Below are 17,283 nucleotides of genomic sequence, written 5' to 3' on the forward strand. Positions count from 1 at the left end.
CTTACCTGGGAATTTATGTAGGCCATAGGCCATGCTTTTCGTTCGCGGTGATTGTCTGTGCCTATAGACGAATCTTGCACCCCCCTGTATAAAAAACCAAGTAAACAAATAGCTTGAGCGACAGTCTGAATCAAAAACTGATGCTAGAGTTTAGGCAAGGAAAGGCTTAACTTTTCAGAAGCAGCAGTCTGCTTAGTCGTTGTCCAGCCAGTAGATGGTTAGAGTTTAGAGTTTTGATTGTATGGTTCAATAGCCAAAATTTAGCTTAAGTGTGCATCTGGGGGCCTTACCCCGTGGTAGAGCTTTCATTTTTTACTGCTGTCCAACCGTACGGGTACTGATTACTGTGTTTATGTTCAAGCGAAAGCCAGCGACTAGTTTTACCTATCTCAGCAGAACATGTGAATTAGAGGGCAACGTTCATGCCGAAGGCAAGTTAGTTGTTGATGGCATTGTTCACGGAATTGTTGATATACAGGGAGACCTGGAAATTTCTAAAACTGGCCTGGTAGAAGGCCAGGAGGTGCGTGCTCACGACATTGTGGTTCAGGGTGTACTGAAAGCGCGAGTATTTGCTGAAGGTAAGCTGATGTTAAGCGGTACAGCCCGTTTAGAAGGTGATGTAGTGGCAGGTTCCTTGGAGATAGAACCGGGGGCTTACTACACAGGATACATTGAGACTCGGGAATCACGGACACTACCACCATCACGTGATCTACCAGAACTTTACGGCACCACCGAACCTACTGAGAGTCGTACATCTGCCTAGGTGCAGTCAACGCAGCGCTATTAATAGCCTGAATGCCCAACTTTGCGTCCCTGTGACTACAGTTGGGCATTTCAGTGTTAGATAAAATAAGTAGTAAATATGATACTCTAACGCGCTAACCGCTTTACTTCTTGGTGTAGCGCTTGTAACTGTCTTATGTGATTGGCCGCATTTTTCAGGTTGCCTTGCTTAGCCAGCATCTCAAGCTTGGCAGCAGTTTTAGACATCCCAGTGGCACCAACGTTTGCGCTGGCCCCTTTGATATAGTGTGCTAGCTCTTGTACAGCGACTGGATTGTCCGTAGAGAGTGCTGTTGTCAGCTGAGTCAGACTATTTTCAGTATCCCCTACAAACATCCTCAAAAGTTCTTTTTCAAAGGCTTTATCTCCTCCAGCAAGCTGTTCTAATTGCTCTAAATCGAAGTTCTTGGCCATGGCTTGTGATGACGTGTTTATACACAGCTTTGTATAGAGAGTAGCTTACTTGCTCGGTTTAGGATTAGTTGCTTTGTTAGGGATTAAGCAAATGCTGTTACTGCTTCAGGAAATGAAGCGATCTAGAAAGCTTGCTCTACATTATTGTTTCCGATTAAATCCTCCTGAGGATCCGCAATGGCAAGTAAATTATCCTGTCTCAAGTATTTCTGCCATTAGCTATCCTTCATTAACCAACTCAATAGAATTGAGCCAACGATCAGCCACAGCCATAGTGGCATTGTTGACAGAGTAGGCGTCAAATGCGCTAGACCATCAATGGCAAAGCATAATGGCAGGCTGATCAGCAAAATGATTAGGCCGACAATGAATGGCATGGATGTGTGGCATGGAGGTTGATAGAACTACTTTCTAAGTCTATAAAATCGTGTGGAATTGTTGTGATTTTCTATTTCCCCAGCCATCTCTGTTAAATTCTTGTCATATTCGTACATTTAAATTTGTAAGTTTTGAGTAAGCTGGCTGAACTTACTGAATTTTCTGAGGTTGATAAGGGAGATTGACTGTGGCAATAACAATGATCCATGGAAACTCTGAGCAGTTTTACTATTTTGCCTATGGGTCATGTATGTGTCCTGTCGATCTCAAGCGCTCTTTGCGGGAAAACACCCATCCCTATGTGATTGGACCAGCCCAGCTAAAGGGCTATCGGCTTGGCTTTTTTCGATACTCGCGCCGTCGTCAGTGCGGTGTTTTAGACATTATGCACACCCCCGGTGCAACGGTGCACGGAGTATTGTACTCATTGCCCTGGCATTTAAGTGCGCTGCTTGATCACCGTGAAGAAGGCTATGTGCACCACCCAGTCACTATCGAATGTCGAGGTAAGACGTTCTCTAACACACGTACCTACACTGTGTTAGAGAAGTTGGGGCATGAGCATGCTCCCAGTGATTGGTATTTTGATGTGGTCATGAGAGGAGCTCTTACCTGTGGTTTACCAGAGTCTTACTGCTGGCAGTTGTTTGCCCATATGCATGGTCTGCAATTGCAGCAGCAGCAAGCAGCTTAGAATTTTAGCGTTAAGCATTACGCCATAGGGGAACGTCCTTCGCTACTATTAAACATGCTGCGGAGAAGTCGTGCATGTCTACTGAAGTATCTGGTGTTAGCTATCGGTCTGAAGTGAGGCAGGTCTTGCTAATCACCCTGCTTCTTAATGTATTGGTTCTGCTTCTCAAGGTACTGGTCGGTTTTTGGACAGGGTCCTTGAGTTTGTTGGCTGATGCGCTGCACAGTGTTACCGATAGTGCCAACAACATTTTGGGATTGGTGACCAATCAGTTAGCCTCTCCAGAGCCTGATCGAGAGCATCCCTATGGCCATCAGAAATATGAAGCTGTCGGTGCCTTAGGGATTGCGGCTTTTTTGGGAATTGCCTGTTTTGAAATTTTGAGGGGTGCGTTTGAACGTTTGTTGATGGGATCTGACCCCGTGATCCTTACCCCTATAGCTCTTTGGCTCATGTTGTTGGTATTGGGCATCAATATCATTGTGGCTGTTTATGAGCGCAGGGTGGGCATGCGTTTGGGTAGCAAACTGCTGATCGCTGATGCGCACCACACGATGAGTGACATCTGGATCACCATTGTTGTCATTGTGGGTCTGATCGGGGTGTGGCGAGGGCTGGGTTGGTTAGATATTGTGATGGCATTGCCGGTGGCAGTGTTGGTGTTGCATAGTGGCTGGGTGGTGTTGTCGGCAAATTTACCCTGGCTAGTGGATGAAATGGCCATTGCGCCAGAGGCAATCCATCGAGAAGTAATGCGAGTACCTGGGGTTTTGAACTGTCATAGCATTGCTTCACGAGGCCTCTTGGGTCGCCAGGTATTTATTGATATGCATTTGATTGTGGAACCCAAAGATGTGGTCAGTGCCCACGATATTACTGAAGTGGTTGAACAGAAACTAGAGAAGGTGTTTGGGCCAATTCGGGTCACCATTCATGTCGAGCCGCCGAACTATCGGGAAGATTATATTAGCTATCGGTGAGCCCCATGAATTTACCTACATGGATTACTGTTTCTCGACTGATGGCGATTCCCTTAGTGTTTGGCTTGCTGGCAAGTCCCTCGCCCTCGACTAACAATCGTTGGTGGGCAGTGGTTGTGTTTCTGCTAGCGGCTTGTACTGACTGGCTGGACGGTTATTTAGCACGACGTCTTAATCAGGTGACTGACCTGGGAAAGTTTTTAGATCCGCTGGTGGATAAATTATTGGTGCTGGCTCCGTTAATGGTCTTGGTGCAACTAGGAACGGTACCTGCTTGGGGCGTATTTTTGATTTTGGCCCGGGAGTTAACCATTGCCGGTTGGCGTGTAGGGCAGGCGACGATTACAGGAGCCAATATGTGGGGTAAGGTGAAAACAGTGGTGCAGATTGTTGCGATCGCACTCCTGATTTCACCCATATCCCAGCAATATCCTCTACCAGCCCTGAGTATATTCTGGCTAGCTGTAGGATTGACCTGGTGGTCCGGCCTAATCTATCTCACGGCTAGAAAAGTTACGGGTAAGTCATGAACTGATGTCTGTTTAGAAAACTATGGCTGCTGAAACACCTGAAGACACTCAAAATACCCAGGAATCCGACTCCTGGCACGTGATAAAGCAAACTGACGGACACTGTGAAATTTTTAGTCAGGCTGAACTTGCTCAACGAGGTGAGTCTCCACAAATGTGGGGACCATTTGCGAGCCGAGCTGAAGCAATAGCTAAACGTGTGGGGCTAATTCGAGCTGGTAAATGTTTGCCTAAATAGAGAGTGACAGCAGCTTTTAATTAACCGAAACTACTCCAGCATTCGCTGCTTCTCGCTGGCCACGAATGATATCGTTTAAGACTTCAATTGCTTTAGCGTATTGAGGGTCTTCTTCTGTCCCAATCCGTTCACGGTCTTCACTCAGATATTCCCTCTCATCATCACTCAGTTCAACGGTAAAGTCAGGTTCAATGCCCAGGGTATTGATATCGCGACCGCTGGGTGTGAGGTACTTAGCAATGGTCACTGCAATCCCTGACCCATCTCCAAGTCCCCGGACCGATTGCACTAAACCTTTGCCGAAGGTTTTCGTACCCACCAATACCGCTCGATTATTATCCTGTAGCGCTCCGGACAGAATCTCACTAGCACTGGCAGAGCCACCGTCAACCAATACAACCAGGGGCTTATCGGTTAGTGCGCGGTCACTGGCCACATTCTCATCAACGGTACCTTCACGGTTCACGGTTGAAACGATGGTGCCGTCGCTGAGCCACATGCGAGAAATATCAATACTGGAGTAAAGTAATCCACCCGGATTAGAACGTAAATCCATTACGTAGCCAGTCACATCCCGTAGCTCTAGTTCCTGAATCGCCTCACGCATCTCAGAAGCCGCATTTGCACTAAACTGCGTCAGACGAATATAGCCAACACCACCTTCCTGTTCAGGATGATATGCAAAGCGTACAGGATGAATCTCGATGCGGGCACGCACAAGATCAAAGTTTATCTGCTCACCATCACGGATGACCGTTAATGTCACCTCAGAATTCACTGGACCTCGGATCAAATTAACCGCATCGCTTAGATCCATGCCTTCGGTCGATTCTCCGTCAATACCGGTAATAATATCTCCAGAGCGGACTCCTGCCTCAAATGCCGGCGTATCTTCAATGGGAGAAACGACGATGATTTCTTCTGTTTCTTCCTCCTGGGAAATTTGGATGCCCACACCCGTTAGCTCACCCGAAGTGTCAATTTGCATATTGCGGAATTCTTGGGGATCCATGAAGCGAGTATAGGGGTCATCCAAAGAATCCAGCATCTCGCGGATGGCATCATAAGCCGCGGTGCTATCTGTGTAGTCACGGTTGAGATAGTCGTTGCGAATCGCTAGCCAGTCTTGATCGTTGAATGTTTCGTCGACGTATTCGTGATCGATCAGTTGCCAAACTTCATCAATAACCTCTTTCGGGCTCTCTTTAAAGAACGCCTGACTTTGAGACCAGTGAATGCTTGTTCCTGCAACGACAACAGCCATGCTTGCTAGCGCTGCTGCACCCAAAATCAGGCCATGCTTCTTGGTTGCCATAAAAAAGAGATCCAGAACAATAGGACGATACGAAACTAGTCAAACGGCCAAAATAACTAACTCACACCCCTTATCAAATATATAGGCTTTGCTCAACTGCCGCAGGGGGTATAGAAATATTTAGTTATTTCATGCAGCTTAGCAACTCCTCTCGGGAATCGGTAAGTAGATTTAGCAAGGAATCTTAGCTTTTGGCTGGTTAAATGTGCATTGGACTCATGCTCTATGCTCCAAGTTAACAAATGGATATGAGTTGGAGATGAAGTTTTCCTTGAACAGTACTTAAAACATATCCGGGGCTGTCATTTTTTCCTCAGGAAAAAATGACAGCCCCGAATGCTGTACTCGGTAATTTGTTCTACAGATATGTCACTTATTTGTCCGGCTCTACCCAGCGACCATCACTCTTGATCAGGTTAATTAATTCTTCTACGCCGCTTTCTTCAGGCACACGTTTGATTTCTTCACGCCCTCTATACAGGGAAATATATCCAGGCGTTTTACCCACATAGCCGTAATCAGCATCTGCCATTTCCCCTGGACCGTTAACGATACAGCCCATCACAGCAATATCTAATCCTGTGAGATGGTCAGTTGCAGCGCGTACTTTGTGTAGAACTTCTTCCAGATTAAATAAGGTACGCCCGCAGGATGGGCAGGCAACGTACTCCACCATGGTTTTACGTAAGCCCAAGGCCTGCAAAATGCTATAGCACACTGGGATTTCTTTTTCAGGGGCTTCGGTTAGAGAGACACGGATGGTATCGCCAATGCCTTCGGCTAGGAGAGTGCCAATACCGGCTGTCGATTTAATTCGACCATATTCTCCATCCCCAGCTTCAGTCACCCCCAAGTGCAGCGGGTAGTCCATGTCTAGCTGATCCATGCGTTGAGCCATGAGACGATAGGCGGCCAGCATGACAGGTACCCGTGAGGCTTTGAGGGAAATCACTAAATTATGGAAGTTTAGGGATTCGCAAATACGAATAAATTCCAGGGCCGATTCCACCATGCCTTCAGGGGTGTCGCCATAGGTGAACAACATGCGTTCTGCTAAGGATCCGTGGTTGACTCCAATGCGCATGGATTTGTTTTGGTCCCGTAGGGCAATGACCAAAGGCTCTAGGGTTTCTCTGATTTTTTCACCGATTGCATCAAATTCTGCCTGGGTGTACTCAGTACGGTCATCGCTAGGCTTTTCAAACACGTAAAGGCCGGGGTTGATGCGTACGTTGTCAACGTGTTTGGCAACTTCCAAGGCAATTTTCATGCCGTTGTGATGTACGTCAGCCACCAGAGGCACTGTTTGATAGGTTGCTGCCAGTTTCTCCTTGATGGTTTCCAAGGCTTTAGCGTGGGCTATGCTAGGAACCGTAACGCGCACAATTTCACAGCCAATTTCATGCAGACGGCGAATGGCGGCGACGGACCCTTCAATATCTAGGGTGTCCTCATTGATCATTGATTGCACAACGACGGGAGCTCCGCCGCCAATGATGACGTTGCCAACCGGCACTGGACGCGTTTTGCGACGAATAATTTTGGTATCGAGCAGTTCGTTTAAACCAGTATTTGAAGAAGGGGGCGTCAGGGTTTGCATACGTCGTGAAGCGAATTTTAAAGTTATTGCCTATTGTATTTTGTCAGGGTCTCACAAAATGCAAGTGGTTACTCGCAGTCTGGGCGACATTTCAAAAACACGGTTCACTAGACAGCAACTTTAGATCCACCAGCGCATCAGGTTAATTTGGCCGTACATTCCAAAATTAGCCGTTGATTGATTAAGGAGAACGGCTGAATATCTAGGGTGCGACGAAAGCATTGAATAGCATCTAGATAGTTACCGATGGATGCATGACATAGCCCTAGACCATGGAGTGCGCCAAAGTGGTAAGGGACGAGCTCAAGGGTTTTTTCACAGTCGTTAATAGCCGCTGGGTATTTGCCGAGCATGTAATTCAAAACGGCACGGCGGTTCCATGCTTCGGCAAAGTCAGGTTCAGTCACAATGAGTTCATCGAGAATGGCTTTGGCTTCATCATTCCGCTCGGCTTCTACTAGGGTCTGACTTTCAATCAAACGCTTGGCCCCTTGCATCCCTTTTTGGTGAAACCACATATGCCAGAACTCACCTGTTGCTTGATTGCGAACAGTTTCATCTGAATCTTTTAATGCCTGTAATAGGCGCTCAATGTAGGCAGAATCCATCAGTTAGACAAATCGAGCGGGGGCGAGTGGTCCTGTAAAACAGTGGGTCCTGTAAAGCAGTGGGTCCTGTAAAGCAGTGGGCCTGGCAAAATAGTGGGATCTCTGAATCAGTAAGTCTGGGAAAACAGACGGTAGCTCCTTAAGTAGTCGAAAGATAACGCTAAGCCTGAATAGTGCGGAAAGCACCTATTGGGTTATGAATAGGCCTAGGGAGGGGACAATAGAGAGTGATATACCCCACTGGGGAATGTTAAGGCAAATGCCGTTGCTCATCTTTGAGATGTTTTTGTAGGTCTTCTCAGTTATCTATCGGCACTTCCTACGTAGAAACATTTTCATAGGGATATCTTTAACAGCAGCATTAGCTAATCTTTATGGGCAGTGTACACGTTATAGCCCATACTCCACTTACAAGGGATCGGTGTCTTTGGTGTCCACGGTAATTCAGGTGCGCCCTCAGCAGTTTGTAAAGACTGCTGCACTTGGCCAGATTATGAAGCGGGCGCTGCGATATTTGCGGTCTGGCTATTCCATTCACTTGGAAGGTCCAACGGGAATTGGTAAAACTACGTTAGCTATGCATTTAGCGGACTGTCGAAAGCGTCCGATGCTGCTAGTTGTCGGTGGTCATGAATTAACTGTTTCTGGTCAGCAAGACTCTTGGCTCAGGCTAGCTTGCGCCGAAGGTTGGACGCTGATCTATGACGAATTTAATCGTTCTCGCCCTGAGCTCAATACGGCTTTGTTATCTGCTTTAGAGGAGCGGATTCTAGTGCTGACTGGTGACCATGGCTCAGAGTATGTTTCCATTCATCCTGAATTTCGAGTGATTTTTACTTCGAATTCGGAAGAATACTATGGTACCTATGGCACCCAAACTGCATTACTGGATCGTTTGATCACCATACATTTGTCGGAACCAGATGTTTTGACTCAGCAGCAGCTGTTAGTAGAATTAGCGGGCATTTCTAATGATGCTGCCACTTTGGTGATTAGGATTGTGCAGCAGTTTTTTAGACACGTGGCTCCTGAAGGGCAATTTAGCTTACGTCCTAAGTTGATGATTGCCCAGGTTTGTCAGCGTGAGAGGATCCACATTTCAGCGGATGATGCTGAGTTTCGGCAGGTGTGTCGCGATATTTTGCTTTCCCGGTCCTCTCAACCCACAACGGATGCTAATGAGGTGCTTTGGGAGTTATTTAATCAATTGTCTAAACCCATACCGGTGATTAAACCAGTGGCACCTCATTTGTCGCTGGAGCAAGTGGAGCGTTGATAGAGAAGTTTTTGCCTGGGCAAGTGCCACTCCCCATTACTCTCTATCCATTAGGCGGGTACTTTAATTTCTTGACTACCTGCTAGGCCAAAGGCGGTGTGCACAGCCTTTAGGGCATCAATACCGCTATCTTCAGCGACGACGCAGCTAATTTTGATTTCTGAGGTGGCAATCATCTGGATATTGATATCGCTATCGGCCAATGCTTGAAACATTTTTGCAGCGGTGCCGGGTTCGGTCATCATGCCGATGCCGACGGCGCTGACTTTAGCAATGGCCTTATCCAGAACAATTTCACTACTGCCAAACTCGGTCGCGAGAGACTGGAGAACGCCCCTGGCCATGTCCGCATCAGCCTGGGCTACTGTGAAGGCAATATCACGGGTTTGAATGCCGTTGAGTTCGCGACAGCGCTGGGCCTGGATGATCATGTCGACACTGATGCCTCGATCGGCCAGGACTTGGAAGAGTTTGGCTGCCATGCCGGGTTGGTCGGGTACATAGCGTAGAGCCAAGCGAGCTTGGTTACGGTCTAAGGCAACTCCACGAACAGCAGGGCCAGGGACGGTCGCAGTGGCATCTAAGCGGGCGGGTGACTGATTGAGGTCAAAGGCATTACAGAGGGCTGCGATGGTGCGATCGCAATCCTCAGCAGCAATGGTACAACTCACCTTGACCTCAGACGTCGCAATCATTTGGATATTAACCTCTGCGGCTGCCAAGGTGGAGAACATCTTGGCGGCAACACCGGGGCGACCAATCATACCGGCACCAGCAATGCTCACTTTGGCAATTTGGGTATCAGTGACCAAAGCAACCGTATCGCCATCCTCAGAGGTACCTCGCAATGAAGGAATCAGTGATGATGCCAGGTTTTTGGCGTCTTCCAAGACATCCTTTTCAACGGTAAAGGCAATGTCATTGAAGTTCCCTTCGTTGATGGACTGAATAATCAGGTCAACGTTGAGATTTTGCTGAGCCACTGTACCAAATAGCTGGGCCGCTATGCCAGGTCGATCTGGCACCCTGAGCAAGGCTACCTTGGCCTGGTTCGTATCGAACTCAATAGCGTCCACCGGGTGAGCTAGCTCTAACCCTTCTAAGGGGCGTGGCAGTCTGTTCGGGGCGGTAACCTTGGTCCCAGGATCTTCAGTCCAGCTAGAACGCACCACCAGGGTAACTCCGTAGTTACGGGCAATTTCCACGGCCCTTGGATGTAAAACCTTGGCCCCCAGGCTGGCCAGTTCTAACATTTCATCGCAAGTGATATCAGTCATCAGCTGGGCTGATGGCACCAAACGCGGGTCCGTGGTTAAAATCCCTGGAACATCTGTGCAGATTTCACATGCATCCGCTTGTAGGGAAGCAGCTAACGCTACGGCAGAGGTATCTGAGCCACCGCGACCAAGGGTGGTAATTTCTAAATCAGGGGCATCACTAATACCCTGAAAGCCAGCAACTACAACGACTTGACCCTGTTCTAAGTGGCGTTTGACTCGCTCCGTTTCAATACGCAGAATACGAGCATGGCTATGGCGAGCCTCTGTCACAATGCCAACTTGGGCACCGGTCATAGAAACCGCTGCCTGGCCTCGTTCTTGGAGAGCCATTGTCAATAACGCAATGGATACTTGCTCTCCAGTGGAGAGCAACATATCCATTTCTCGACGACTCGGTTGGCTAGAAATTTCGCTAGCGAGTTTGACCAGGCTATCAGTGGTTTTGCCCATGGCTGATACGACCACGACAACGGAATTGCCTGCCTGTACCGCTGCCTGTACCCGTTCAGCAACGGTTTGGATCCGCTCAACGCTGCCCACCGATGTGCCGCCGTACTTTTGGACGATTAAAGCCATAGTCTATCCCCCTCTCAAACCCACAAACTCAATTTGCCCTCTGAAATATCTGAATAGTTTGTCTCGTCTAAACCATCAGAAAAACATGCGCCTAGCACTGTTTTATAAACCTGGTTAATCAGATTACCAAGTCAAGCCCCGTCTTGGTGCTTCAGACTCATGAATCTGAATGATATGTATTCTTCCGGACGGAACAATGTAGAAGCATGTATGTAAATCCCATGACACATTAAAAAACATACTGAGAAGTAAATACGTCATCTGATTTTGGGACTGATTGTGGCAGTTTTCTCAGGCTTTTTTCTTAAAAAGGGAATCTTCAAAATAGGAAAAACCCCTATATCAGGCCTACTTCATGAGCTGATATATAAATAAACTTTGAAGAAGACCCTGGTTTAGGCGTTCAACTCAGAGATAGACGATATAAGATTGTTAATCATACGTAATAGTTTTTAATGCTATGACAGCAGCCCTTTCTGGTCAGGCTCCTATAGCCCAAAAAACCACAGCTCAGCAAAAATCTCTACATCATGTGGTGATCGTTGGTGGAGGCTTTGCCGGCCTTTACGCCGCCAAGTCTTTGGGCAAGGCCCCAGTGAGGGTGACGCTCATTGATAAACGGAACTTTCACCTGTTTCAACCATTGCTTTATCAGGTAGCTACAGGTGGACTGTCAGCTGGTGATATTTCTTCGCCTCTACGTTCTATACTCAGTCGTCAAAAGAACGTCAAAGTGCTGATGGGTGAGGTTGTGGATGTTGATCCCGATGCTCAAAAGGTTAGCCTCAAGCGTAATGAAGTCATTGATTATGACAGTCTGATTTTAGCGACTGGCTCTAGCCATCATTACTTTGGTAATGATCATTGGTCTGATGTTGCCCCTGGAATGAAAACTATCGAAGATGCCCTGGAGGTGCGTCGTCGTATTTTCTTGGCATTTGAGGCTGCTGAGAAGGAGACCGATCCCGAACGTCGTAAGGCACTTCTAACCTTCCTAGTGGTAGGTGCTGGTCCCACTGGTGTTGAGCTAGCTGGAGCTCTGGCTGAGCTGGCCTACGAGACCATCAAGGATGACTTCACCGATATCGACCCCCAGGAAACCAAAATTATTTTGCTAGAGGGTATGGACCGGGTGTTGCCCCCTTACCCTGCTGACTTGTCAGTTGCAGCTAAAGCTTCTTTGGAAAAGCTAGGGGTTGAGGTGCGTACACAGTCCTTGGTTACCAATATCGACGGTGACACAGTTTCCATCAAACACGATGGAAACGTGACTGATATGCAGGCTTGCACCGTACTTTGGGCGGCTGGCATCAAGGCTTCTCCCCTGGGTAAAACCATTGCAGAAAAGACTGGCGCTGAAACCGACCGCATTGGTCGAGTCATTGTTGACTCTGACTTGAGTGTGCCGAACTATCCCAATCTTTATATTGGTGGCGATTTGGCTCACTTTGCCTACCAGGGCAATGAAGGCAAGCCTTTGCCGGGTACTGCAGCTGTTGCCATGGATATGGGTAGCTATTTGGCTAATGCCATCAAGACTAAGTTGGCTAAGAAACCAGTTCCGGCGTTTAATTATAAGAATAAGGGCAGCCTGGCCGTGATTGGCCGTAATGAGGCCGTGGCCGACCTGAACTTTATGAAGTTATCTGGCTTCCCTGCCTGGTTTATCTGGATTTTTGTTCATATCTACTTCCTGATCGAATTTGATAACAAGCTGCTAGTGCTGTTGCAGTGGGGCTGGAATTATTTCACCTATCAGCGTGGTGCTCGTCTGATTACCGGAGATGATTCGATTCCAGCATTGTCAGAAACGGTGATGAATGAAATGGAAACCGAAATCGTTACCGTTGGTGACGGCGAGAAGAAAATGGTTAAGGCTTAATCATAATTACGTAGGAATTTCCGCTGTAGGGGCGTTCCATGGAACGCCCCTACAGCGGTTGTCGATAATGATTTGGAAATGACAAGAGGCCAGGGCCATCGGCTCTGGCCTCTATTTTTGCTTGAATACCGAACGGTAAGGCCGCATTGACGCCATCATGGCCAAAGGGCAGATTAGCGACGATGGGAATACCCAGGTCCCCCAGACGTTCTTGTAAAACTTCCTTAGCGCTGAAGCTAGGAATATTAGCTGGCGGTTCGCATTGGCTAAAGCGACCGAGGGCAATACCTGCTACCTGGTCAAATTTGCCTAACATCCGCCAGTGGGTGAGCATGCGGTCGAGGCGATAGGGTGCTTCGGTTACATCTTCAAAGGCCAGAATTGCTCCGGCAAAATTGGGTTCATGGGTGGTGTTCAGCAGGCAGGTGGCCACGGTCAGGTTGGCAGGCAGCAGTTTGCCTGTGGCGATGCCGCTGACCCAGCTATGACCTTTGAGTGGTTCTAGGGTTTGGTTTTCTAACCAGTTAAATAGCCGTTGCAGTGACCAGTGGGCTTCTTGGCTGATGGTGGTGAGTAGGGGGCCATGGACGCCGCCACTCATCTGACTGCTCCACAGCAGGCTGGTAATATCGGAAAAGCCAATGAGCCATTTATTAATGCCCGTTGGCCATTGAAAGTTTTCTAACAGACGGGTGCCACCATAACCGCCTCGAACACATAGTACGCCACGATAGCTAGGGTCTTTCAGGGCGTTAAGTAACTGCTGGCGACGCTGCTCGTCACTACCTGCTAAATAGCCCCAACGTGTGTCGTAGGTGGGGCTGAGTTCTACCCTATAACCACGTTTTCGCCACACTGCCACACCTGCCTCGAATTTTTCGGTTGCTCGTAAAGCGCCACTGGGAGCAATAGCGTAAAGCAAATCACCAGGAGCGAGAGGGGAAGGTAAGGGATGGACCATAGCTGTGGCAACTGACAGAGGAGATTCACAAGTTGCCTCTGATCATGTCACGGATCATGTCACGGAGTGGTTGCTCCGTTGCCATACGGTGACGGTTTCGTCCTGGCTGCTGCTGACAAGGGTGTTGCCGTCAAACGAGATCGCAACCACTCCCCATCCCTGCGCTAATTCAGAAACACACTGCCCGTTAGTGCCCTGATAGATGCGTAAAGCATTGCCATCGGTACCAACTGCCAGCAATCGGGCATCGGGGCTCAGGGCTAGGGCCGTAATCCCATCATCGGCACTGCATAGTCGATCGGGTTTAGCGAGGTTAGCTACATGCCAGACATTTACCTGCCCTTGGTCATTGCCAACAATCACATGCTGCCCGCTGGGGTGAAGGGCGAGGGCTCGGCTTGGGCCCATGGGTATGGTTTCCAGCAGACGCTGTTCGGGTAAAGACCATAGCCGCAGGGTGCGATCGCGACTAATGCTGGCTAATTGTTTGCCATTGGTTGCGATCACGCTAACCCAATCCTGATGTTGATTAAACCGATGGCAGGGTGAGAGCTTCGCCAAATCCCACAGATCGATATAACCTGTGCCATCGCTGATGATGAGATACGGTGGTGCGACGGCCAGGTCTGTTGGTTGCCAACCGGGTTGTTGCAATGTTTGCACAAGCTCACCACGGTTCAAATCCCACAGTTTGACGGTGCCATCACTACTGGCGCTGAACAGGATGCGCTGCTGAGGATGGAAGGTTAAGGCAGTGATGCGATCTCGATGGCGTCGACCCTTTAAGGTATAAACCTCCTCACCGCTAGGTAAATCACAAATGAGCAGACTGCCAGAGCTAGTGCCCATAGCCAGGATATTGCCTTGAATTGCTAAGGCCGTGGTGATGCCGGTTGAAAATTGGTATAGAAATTGCCACTGGAGTTGTGGAGAGGACAGGGCCGTTAGAGATTTAGAGGATGCGGGGGCTTTGCTTGCTTGTGGAGGCTGGGACCAGGTATCTATTGGCAATAGTAGAGAACGGGCTTTATCCAATAGGGAGACGGCAGAAGATTTTTTTAGGTCGCTAATCGCTTGACTGGCAGTGGCATAGCGAGTTTCAAGGGACCGTGCCAACAATTTATGGAGAACGGTGCTGAGATTCTTGGGTATCGGTGTTGCGACTAAATCGGGCCAAATCCAGCGATTGTCAGCGACTGAATAAAGATCAAATGGGTTTAATCCGGTCAGTAAATGAATGGCTACCAATCCCAGGCTGTACAAATCGCTAGCGCAGACTAACTGACCAAGGGCTTGTTCGGGGGCCGCATAGGCCGCGTCGCCACCAGTGACGTTGAGGGGCGTTTGCTGTCTGTCCAGACGTTTGGTGATACGCAGGTCAATGAGCATCGGCTGCTGACCTTGACGAATGTTGTCTGGGCGGATGTCACCGTGGATAAAGCGGAAACTGTGCAGATATTCTAAGACTGCCAAAAGGGATAACAACCAAACTTCCACCTTTTTTGCTGGCCAAGGCGGAGGCTCTGCTTGGGTGATGGCTGGGGCATCAATGTACTCAAAAGCTAGAAACTGCCCTGCCGATGTCTGCCAACTATCGACGAGTGCCGGTAGCTGAGGATGTTGGCCCACAGCTTGCATCCGCTTCGTTAAGGTATCGAGCGGTTCCTGGGGGCGATAAATTTGTTTGATGACAACGAGGAGCCGTTGAGCGGTCGGATTGGATTCAGGTGCTACAACATGGGCGAGATCGGTTTGGCCACTTTGCCCTCTGCCAAAGCTTTGGATGATTTCATAACGGTGTTTTCCGTTAACTGTCCTTTGACTCACCATGGTGTATGGACGGTGCCCACTTCGTTACCCATGGGCATATTATGTGGGGATAGCTTCACCGGGACGCAATCTTGCCCATTTGCCCATATCCTGTTGAAAACTGTCGCAGCCGACCACATCGTATTCAAAGCCAAAGTCGCCAGACTGCACAATCCGATCGCCTTCTACGCTGACAATGGGCGGGCTAATGTTGGCGTTAATTGTCGGATTTTGGGGGTCAAAATCTGGAGAATCTGTTAAGTGGGGCTGCCGATGGTTCGTTTCAACCGCATGGTAAGTGATACAGCGGTCAACATAGTGGCAGTTGATGCAAATACACATGGAATGGAAAAGGTGTGCTTAAGGGGCTGAATGGTTGAGAGTGAAAGCAGGGTAGGGAATAAATAATAAAAGTTGCTGCTGCTGGCACTTGGCAGATGATGGGGCGTACCCAGTGAGGGCATTCCTGCAGAATATATGCACTTTGCCACCACTTTAACGCAGCTAAAATATAGCCAGGGGAATTTGTTTCAAAATGTGCGGTTGCCCCTAAGTTTTAGCGAAAACCTAGCAGAAGCCTAAAATTAGGTTGCGAAATACGTGTTTACGGGCGACGCAATATAGGAAAATTGTAAGCCGCACTACGTTTGGAGCTGCATCGTTGAAGTTTGTGTCGTCTATGGCGTCTGCCTTAATTCCTAAAACTTGGCCCTTTGATAGCCGCCTGCTGCCGGAAACGGCCTGTGTTGTTGGGGGAAGTGTTCGGGATGCTTTGCTAGAGCGCCAGGCAGAATATTTAGACTTAGATTTTGTCTTACCAGATGGAGCAGTTGCGATCGCGAGTGCCATTGCTAGACGCTATCGGGCTGGCTTTGTGGTGCTCGATGCCGATAATCAAATTGCCCGTGCTGTCTTCGACCAGGCGACCATCGACTTTGCCCAACAGGTAGGCCCCACCCTAGAAACGGATCTGCAGCGACGCGACTTTACTATTAATGCGATCGCGTATCATCCTCCCAGTGATCGACTCATCGATCCCCTCAATGGCATTGCTGACCTGCGACAGCAAACATTGCGGATGGTCAGTCGTGAAAACTTGGCTGAAGATCCATTGCGACTGTTACGAGCGTATCGTCAAGCAGCTCAGTTAGGATTTACCATTGACAGTGATACTCGCGCCTCTATTCGTGAGCTGGCACCGCTGCTACAAAAAATTGCCCCCGAGCGTATTCGCCATGAGCTAGATGCCCTATTAAGTCAGCCTAACGGGTCAGCTTGTTTCAAAATGGCTTGGCAAGATGGCCTATTTGATGCCTGGCTACCCCATCTCAATGCTGGCCATGCCCAGCAACTGGCTAATTTAGATAGTGCGTTAGTCAACTTGCCCAACCTACCAGGTTACCTACAGCTGCTCCATGGCTGGAAAGATACAGTTCCCGCAGGGCACTATCGTAGCTGGATTAAGGCCGCTCGCCTATCTCGGTTACTGCCGCTGGATGAAGAGGCAGCTCACCGTTGGTTGATGCGTTTAAAGTACAGCCGCAGTGAGGGGCAGGCCATCTTTAGAGTGCTCCAGGTGCAGCCCTATTTGGACCGTATGGCTGAGCAAAATGGTTGTTTATCCAAAGCAGACCAATTCTTTTTGTTTAAGTTCGCTGGCACCAGCTTGCCCGCTGTCTCGTTAGTCGCCCTTTCCATGGGTATACCGGCCACCGCTGTTGGGGTGATGGTAGAACGCTATCAGACACCTGATGATCCGGTTGCCCACCCCATACCACTACTCAGCGGTAAGGATCTGATGCGTGGGTTAAATCTAAAATCAGGCCCTCAGATCGGACAATTGCTCAGTGCCATTGAACAGGCCCAAGCCAGTGGAGAATTGACCAATGCGGATGAAGCGTTGATTTGGGCAAAAGATTGGTTGGTTGAGTAGGGCAGTATAGCAAACTGCTG

Annotated in this window: 16 protein-coding genes; 8 read left to right on the forward strand and 8 right to left on the reverse strand. The window is 48.7% G+C overall.

The features are described 5' to 3' along the window. Positions 1-352: 352 nt before the first annotated feature. Complete coding sequence (locus U2F10_RS16770; protein ID WP_163667798.1) at positions 353-769, forward strand: bactofilin family protein; 417 nt, start codon at positions 353-355, stop codon at positions 767-769. 107 nt (positions 770-876) lie between these two features. Here U2F10_RS16770 and U2F10_RS16775 read toward each other — a convergent pair whose 3' ends face one another. Continuing rightward, complete coding sequence (locus U2F10_RS16775; RefSeq protein WP_006515289.1) at positions 877-1,203, reverse strand: Hpt domain-containing protein; 327 nt, start codon at positions 1,201-1,203, stop codon at positions 877-879. Positions 1,204-1,780: 577 nt separating this feature from the next. Between U2F10_RS16775 and U2F10_RS16780 the strand changes: the two genes are divergently transcribed. The 4 genes from U2F10_RS16780 (at position 1,781) to U2F10_RS16795 (ending at position 4,023) form a co-directional block, all read left to right on the forward strand. Continuing rightward, positions 1,781-2,275, forward strand: a complete 495-nt coding sequence (locus U2F10_RS16780; protein ID WP_163671761.1) for a gamma-glutamylcyclotransferase — start codon at positions 1,781-1,783, stop codon at positions 2,273-2,275. A gap of 74 nt (positions 2,276-2,349) precedes the next feature. Further along, positions 2,350-3,255 (forward strand): CDF family zinc efflux transporter Cdf31, encoded by a 906-nt coding sequence (cdf31, locus tag U2F10_RS16785; protein ID WP_499872799.1) that lies wholly within the window; start codon positions 2,350-2,352, stop codon positions 3,253-3,255. A 5-nt stretch (positions 3,256-3,260) separates the two neighbouring features. Continuing rightward, the gene (gene pgsA / locus U2F10_RS16790) at positions 3,261-3,785 is read left to right on the forward strand and encodes a CDP-diacylglycerol--glycerol-3-phosphate 3-phosphatidyltransferase (RefSeq protein WP_163698459.1); all 525 of its coding nucleotides are present in this window, start codon (positions 3,261-3,263) and stop codon (positions 3,783-3,785) included. 22 nt (positions 3,786-3,807) lie between these two features. Next, positions 3,808-4,023 (forward strand): DDE transposase family protein, encoded by a 216-nt coding sequence (locus U2F10_RS16795; RefSeq protein ID WP_499872801.1) that lies wholly within the window; start codon positions 3,808-3,810, stop codon positions 4,021-4,023. 16 nt (positions 4,024-4,039) lie between these two features. On the opposite strand, the gene ctpC is transcribed toward U2F10_RS16795, so the two are convergent. The 3 genes from ctpC to U2F10_RS16810 all read right to left on the reverse strand — a co-directional run bounded on the left by ctpC (position 4,040) and on the right by U2F10_RS16810 (position 7,546). After that, the gene (gene ctpC / locus U2F10_RS16800; protein ID WP_163667807.1) at positions 4,040-5,338 is read right to left on the reverse strand and encodes a carboxyl-terminal processing protease CtpC; all 1,299 of its coding nucleotides are present in this window, start codon (positions 5,336-5,338) and stop codon (positions 4,040-4,042) included. 373 nt (positions 5,339-5,711) lie between these two features. Then, on the reverse strand, positions 5,712-6,938 hold the full coding sequence (gene ispG, locus U2F10_RS16805; protein WP_163667809.1) for a (E)-4-hydroxy-3-methylbut-2-enyl-diphosphate synthase: 1,227 nt from the start codon (positions 6,936-6,938) through the stop codon (positions 5,712-5,714). Positions 6,939-7,075: 137 nt separating this feature from the next. After that, positions 7,076-7,546, reverse strand: a complete 471-nt coding sequence (locus U2F10_RS16810) for a tetratricopeptide repeat protein (protein ID WP_163667811.1) — start codon at positions 7,544-7,546, stop codon at positions 7,076-7,078. Positions 7,547-7,976: 430 nt separating this feature from the next. Between U2F10_RS16810 and U2F10_RS16815 the strand changes: the two genes are divergently transcribed. Further along, on the forward strand, positions 7,977-8,822 hold the full coding sequence (locus U2F10_RS16815) for an AAA family ATPase (RefSeq protein ID WP_499872996.1): 846 nt from the start codon (positions 7,977-7,979) through the stop codon (positions 8,820-8,822). 50 nt (positions 8,823-8,872) lie between these two features. Here U2F10_RS16815 and U2F10_RS16820 read toward each other — a convergent pair whose 3' ends face one another. After that, on the reverse strand, positions 8,873-10,678 hold the full coding sequence (locus tag U2F10_RS16820) for an aspartate kinase (RefSeq protein WP_163698457.1): 1,806 nt from the start codon (positions 10,676-10,678) through the stop codon (positions 8,873-8,875). A gap of 460 nt (positions 10,679-11,138) precedes the next feature. Between U2F10_RS16820 and U2F10_RS16825 the strand changes: the two genes are divergently transcribed. Beyond that, positions 11,139-12,560, forward strand: coding sequence for an NAD(P)/FAD-dependent oxidoreductase (locus tag U2F10_RS16825; protein ID WP_499061827.1), 1,422 nt, complete (start codon positions 11,139-11,141; stop codon positions 12,558-12,560). Positions 12,561-12,609: 49 nt separating this feature from the next. Here U2F10_RS16825 and U2F10_RS16830 read toward each other — a convergent pair whose 3' ends face one another. Genes U2F10_RS16830 through U2F10_RS16840 form a run of 3 tightly spaced genes read right to left on the reverse strand, consistent with a single transcriptional unit; the run spans position 12,610 to position 15,672 of the window. Continuing rightward, positions 12,610-13,521, reverse strand: a complete 912-nt coding sequence (locus U2F10_RS16830) for a S66 peptidase family protein (RefSeq protein ID WP_163667819.1) — start codon at positions 13,519-13,521, stop codon at positions 12,610-12,612. Between the two features lie 54 nt (positions 13,522-13,575). Further along, positions 13,576-15,351: a WD40 domain-containing protein gene (locus U2F10_RS16835; RefSeq protein WP_499872803.1), complete on the reverse strand. Its 1,776-nt coding sequence runs from the start codon at positions 15,349-15,351 to the stop codon at positions 13,576-13,578. 39 nt (positions 15,352-15,390) lie between these two features. After that, the gene (locus U2F10_RS16840; RefSeq protein WP_163667823.1) at positions 15,391-15,672 is read right to left on the reverse strand and encodes a Ycf34 family protein; all 282 of its coding nucleotides are present in this window, start codon (positions 15,670-15,672) and stop codon (positions 15,391-15,393) included. A gap of 337 nt (positions 15,673-16,009) precedes the next feature. Between U2F10_RS16840 and U2F10_RS16845 the strand changes: the two genes are divergently transcribed. Continuing rightward, positions 16,010-17,263, forward strand: a complete 1,254-nt coding sequence (locus tag U2F10_RS16845; RefSeq protein ID WP_499872805.1) for a tRNA nucleotidyltransferase/poly(A) polymerase-related protein — start codon at positions 16,010-16,012, stop codon at positions 17,261-17,263. Positions 17,264-17,283: the final 20 nt, after the last annotated feature.

This window comes from Leptothoe sp. EHU-05/26/07-4 (assembly GCF_043421015.1).
Classification (GTDB): domain Bacteria; phylum Cyanobacteriota; class Cyanobacteriia; order Phormidesmidales; family Phormidesmidaceae; genus Leptothoe; species Leptothoe turfae.

Excerpts from the sequence above, each read along its gene's own strand:
- cdf31 (WP_499872799.1), top strand. The coding sequence starts at position 2,350 with ATGTCTACTGAAGTATCTGGTGTTAGCTATCGGTCTGAAGTGAGGCAG.
- ispG (WP_163667809.1), bottom strand. The coding sequence starts at position 6,938 with ATGCAAACCCTGACGCCCCCTTCTTCAAATACTGGTTTAAACGAACTG.
- U2F10_RS16840 (WP_163667823.1), bottom strand. The coding sequence starts at position 15,672 with ATGTGTATTTGCATCAACTGCCACTATGTTGACCGCTGTATCACTTAC.
- pgsA (WP_163698459.1), top strand. The coding sequence starts at position 3,261 with ATGAATTTACCTACATGGATTACTGTTTCTCGACTGATGGCGATTCCC.
- ctpC (WP_163667807.1), bottom strand. The coding sequence starts at position 5,338 with ATGGCAACCAAGAAGCATGGCCTGATTTTGGGTGCAGCAGCGCTAGCA.
- U2F10_RS16820 (WP_163698457.1), bottom strand. The coding sequence starts at position 10,678 with ATGGCTTTAATCGTCCAAAAGTACGGCGGCACATCGGTGGGCAGCGTT.
- U2F10_RS16775 (WP_006515289.1), bottom strand. The coding sequence starts at position 1,203 with ATGGCCAAGAACTTCGATTTAGAGCAATTAGAACAGCTTGCTGGAGGA.
- U2F10_RS16825 (WP_499061827.1), top strand. The coding sequence starts at position 11,139 with ATGACAGCAGCCCTTTCTGGTCAGGCTCCTATAGCCCAAAAAACCACA.
- U2F10_RS16770 (WP_163667798.1), top strand. The coding sequence starts at position 353 with ATGTTCAAGCGAAAGCCAGCGACTAGTTTTACCTATCTCAGCAGAACA.
- U2F10_RS16795 (WP_499872801.1), top strand. The coding sequence starts at position 3,808 with ATGGCTGCTGAAACACCTGAAGACACTCAAAATACCCAGGAATCCGAC.
- U2F10_RS16845 (WP_499872805.1), top strand. The coding sequence starts at position 16,010 with ATGGCGTCTGCCTTAATTCCTAAAACTTGGCCCTTTGATAGCCGCCTG.
- U2F10_RS16780 (WP_163671761.1), top strand. The coding sequence starts at position 1,781 with ATGATCCATGGAAACTCTGAGCAGTTTTACTATTTTGCCTATGGGTCA.
- U2F10_RS16835 (WP_499872803.1), bottom strand. The coding sequence starts at position 15,351 with ATGGTGAGTCAAAGGACAGTTAACGGAAAACACCGTTATGAAATCATC.
- U2F10_RS16830 (WP_163667819.1), bottom strand. The coding sequence starts at position 13,521 with ATGGTCCATCCCTTACCTTCCCCTCTCGCTCCTGGTGATTTGCTTTAC.
- U2F10_RS16810 (WP_163667811.1), bottom strand. The coding sequence starts at position 7,546 with ATGGATTCTGCCTACATTGAGCGCCTATTACAGGCATTAAAAGATTCA.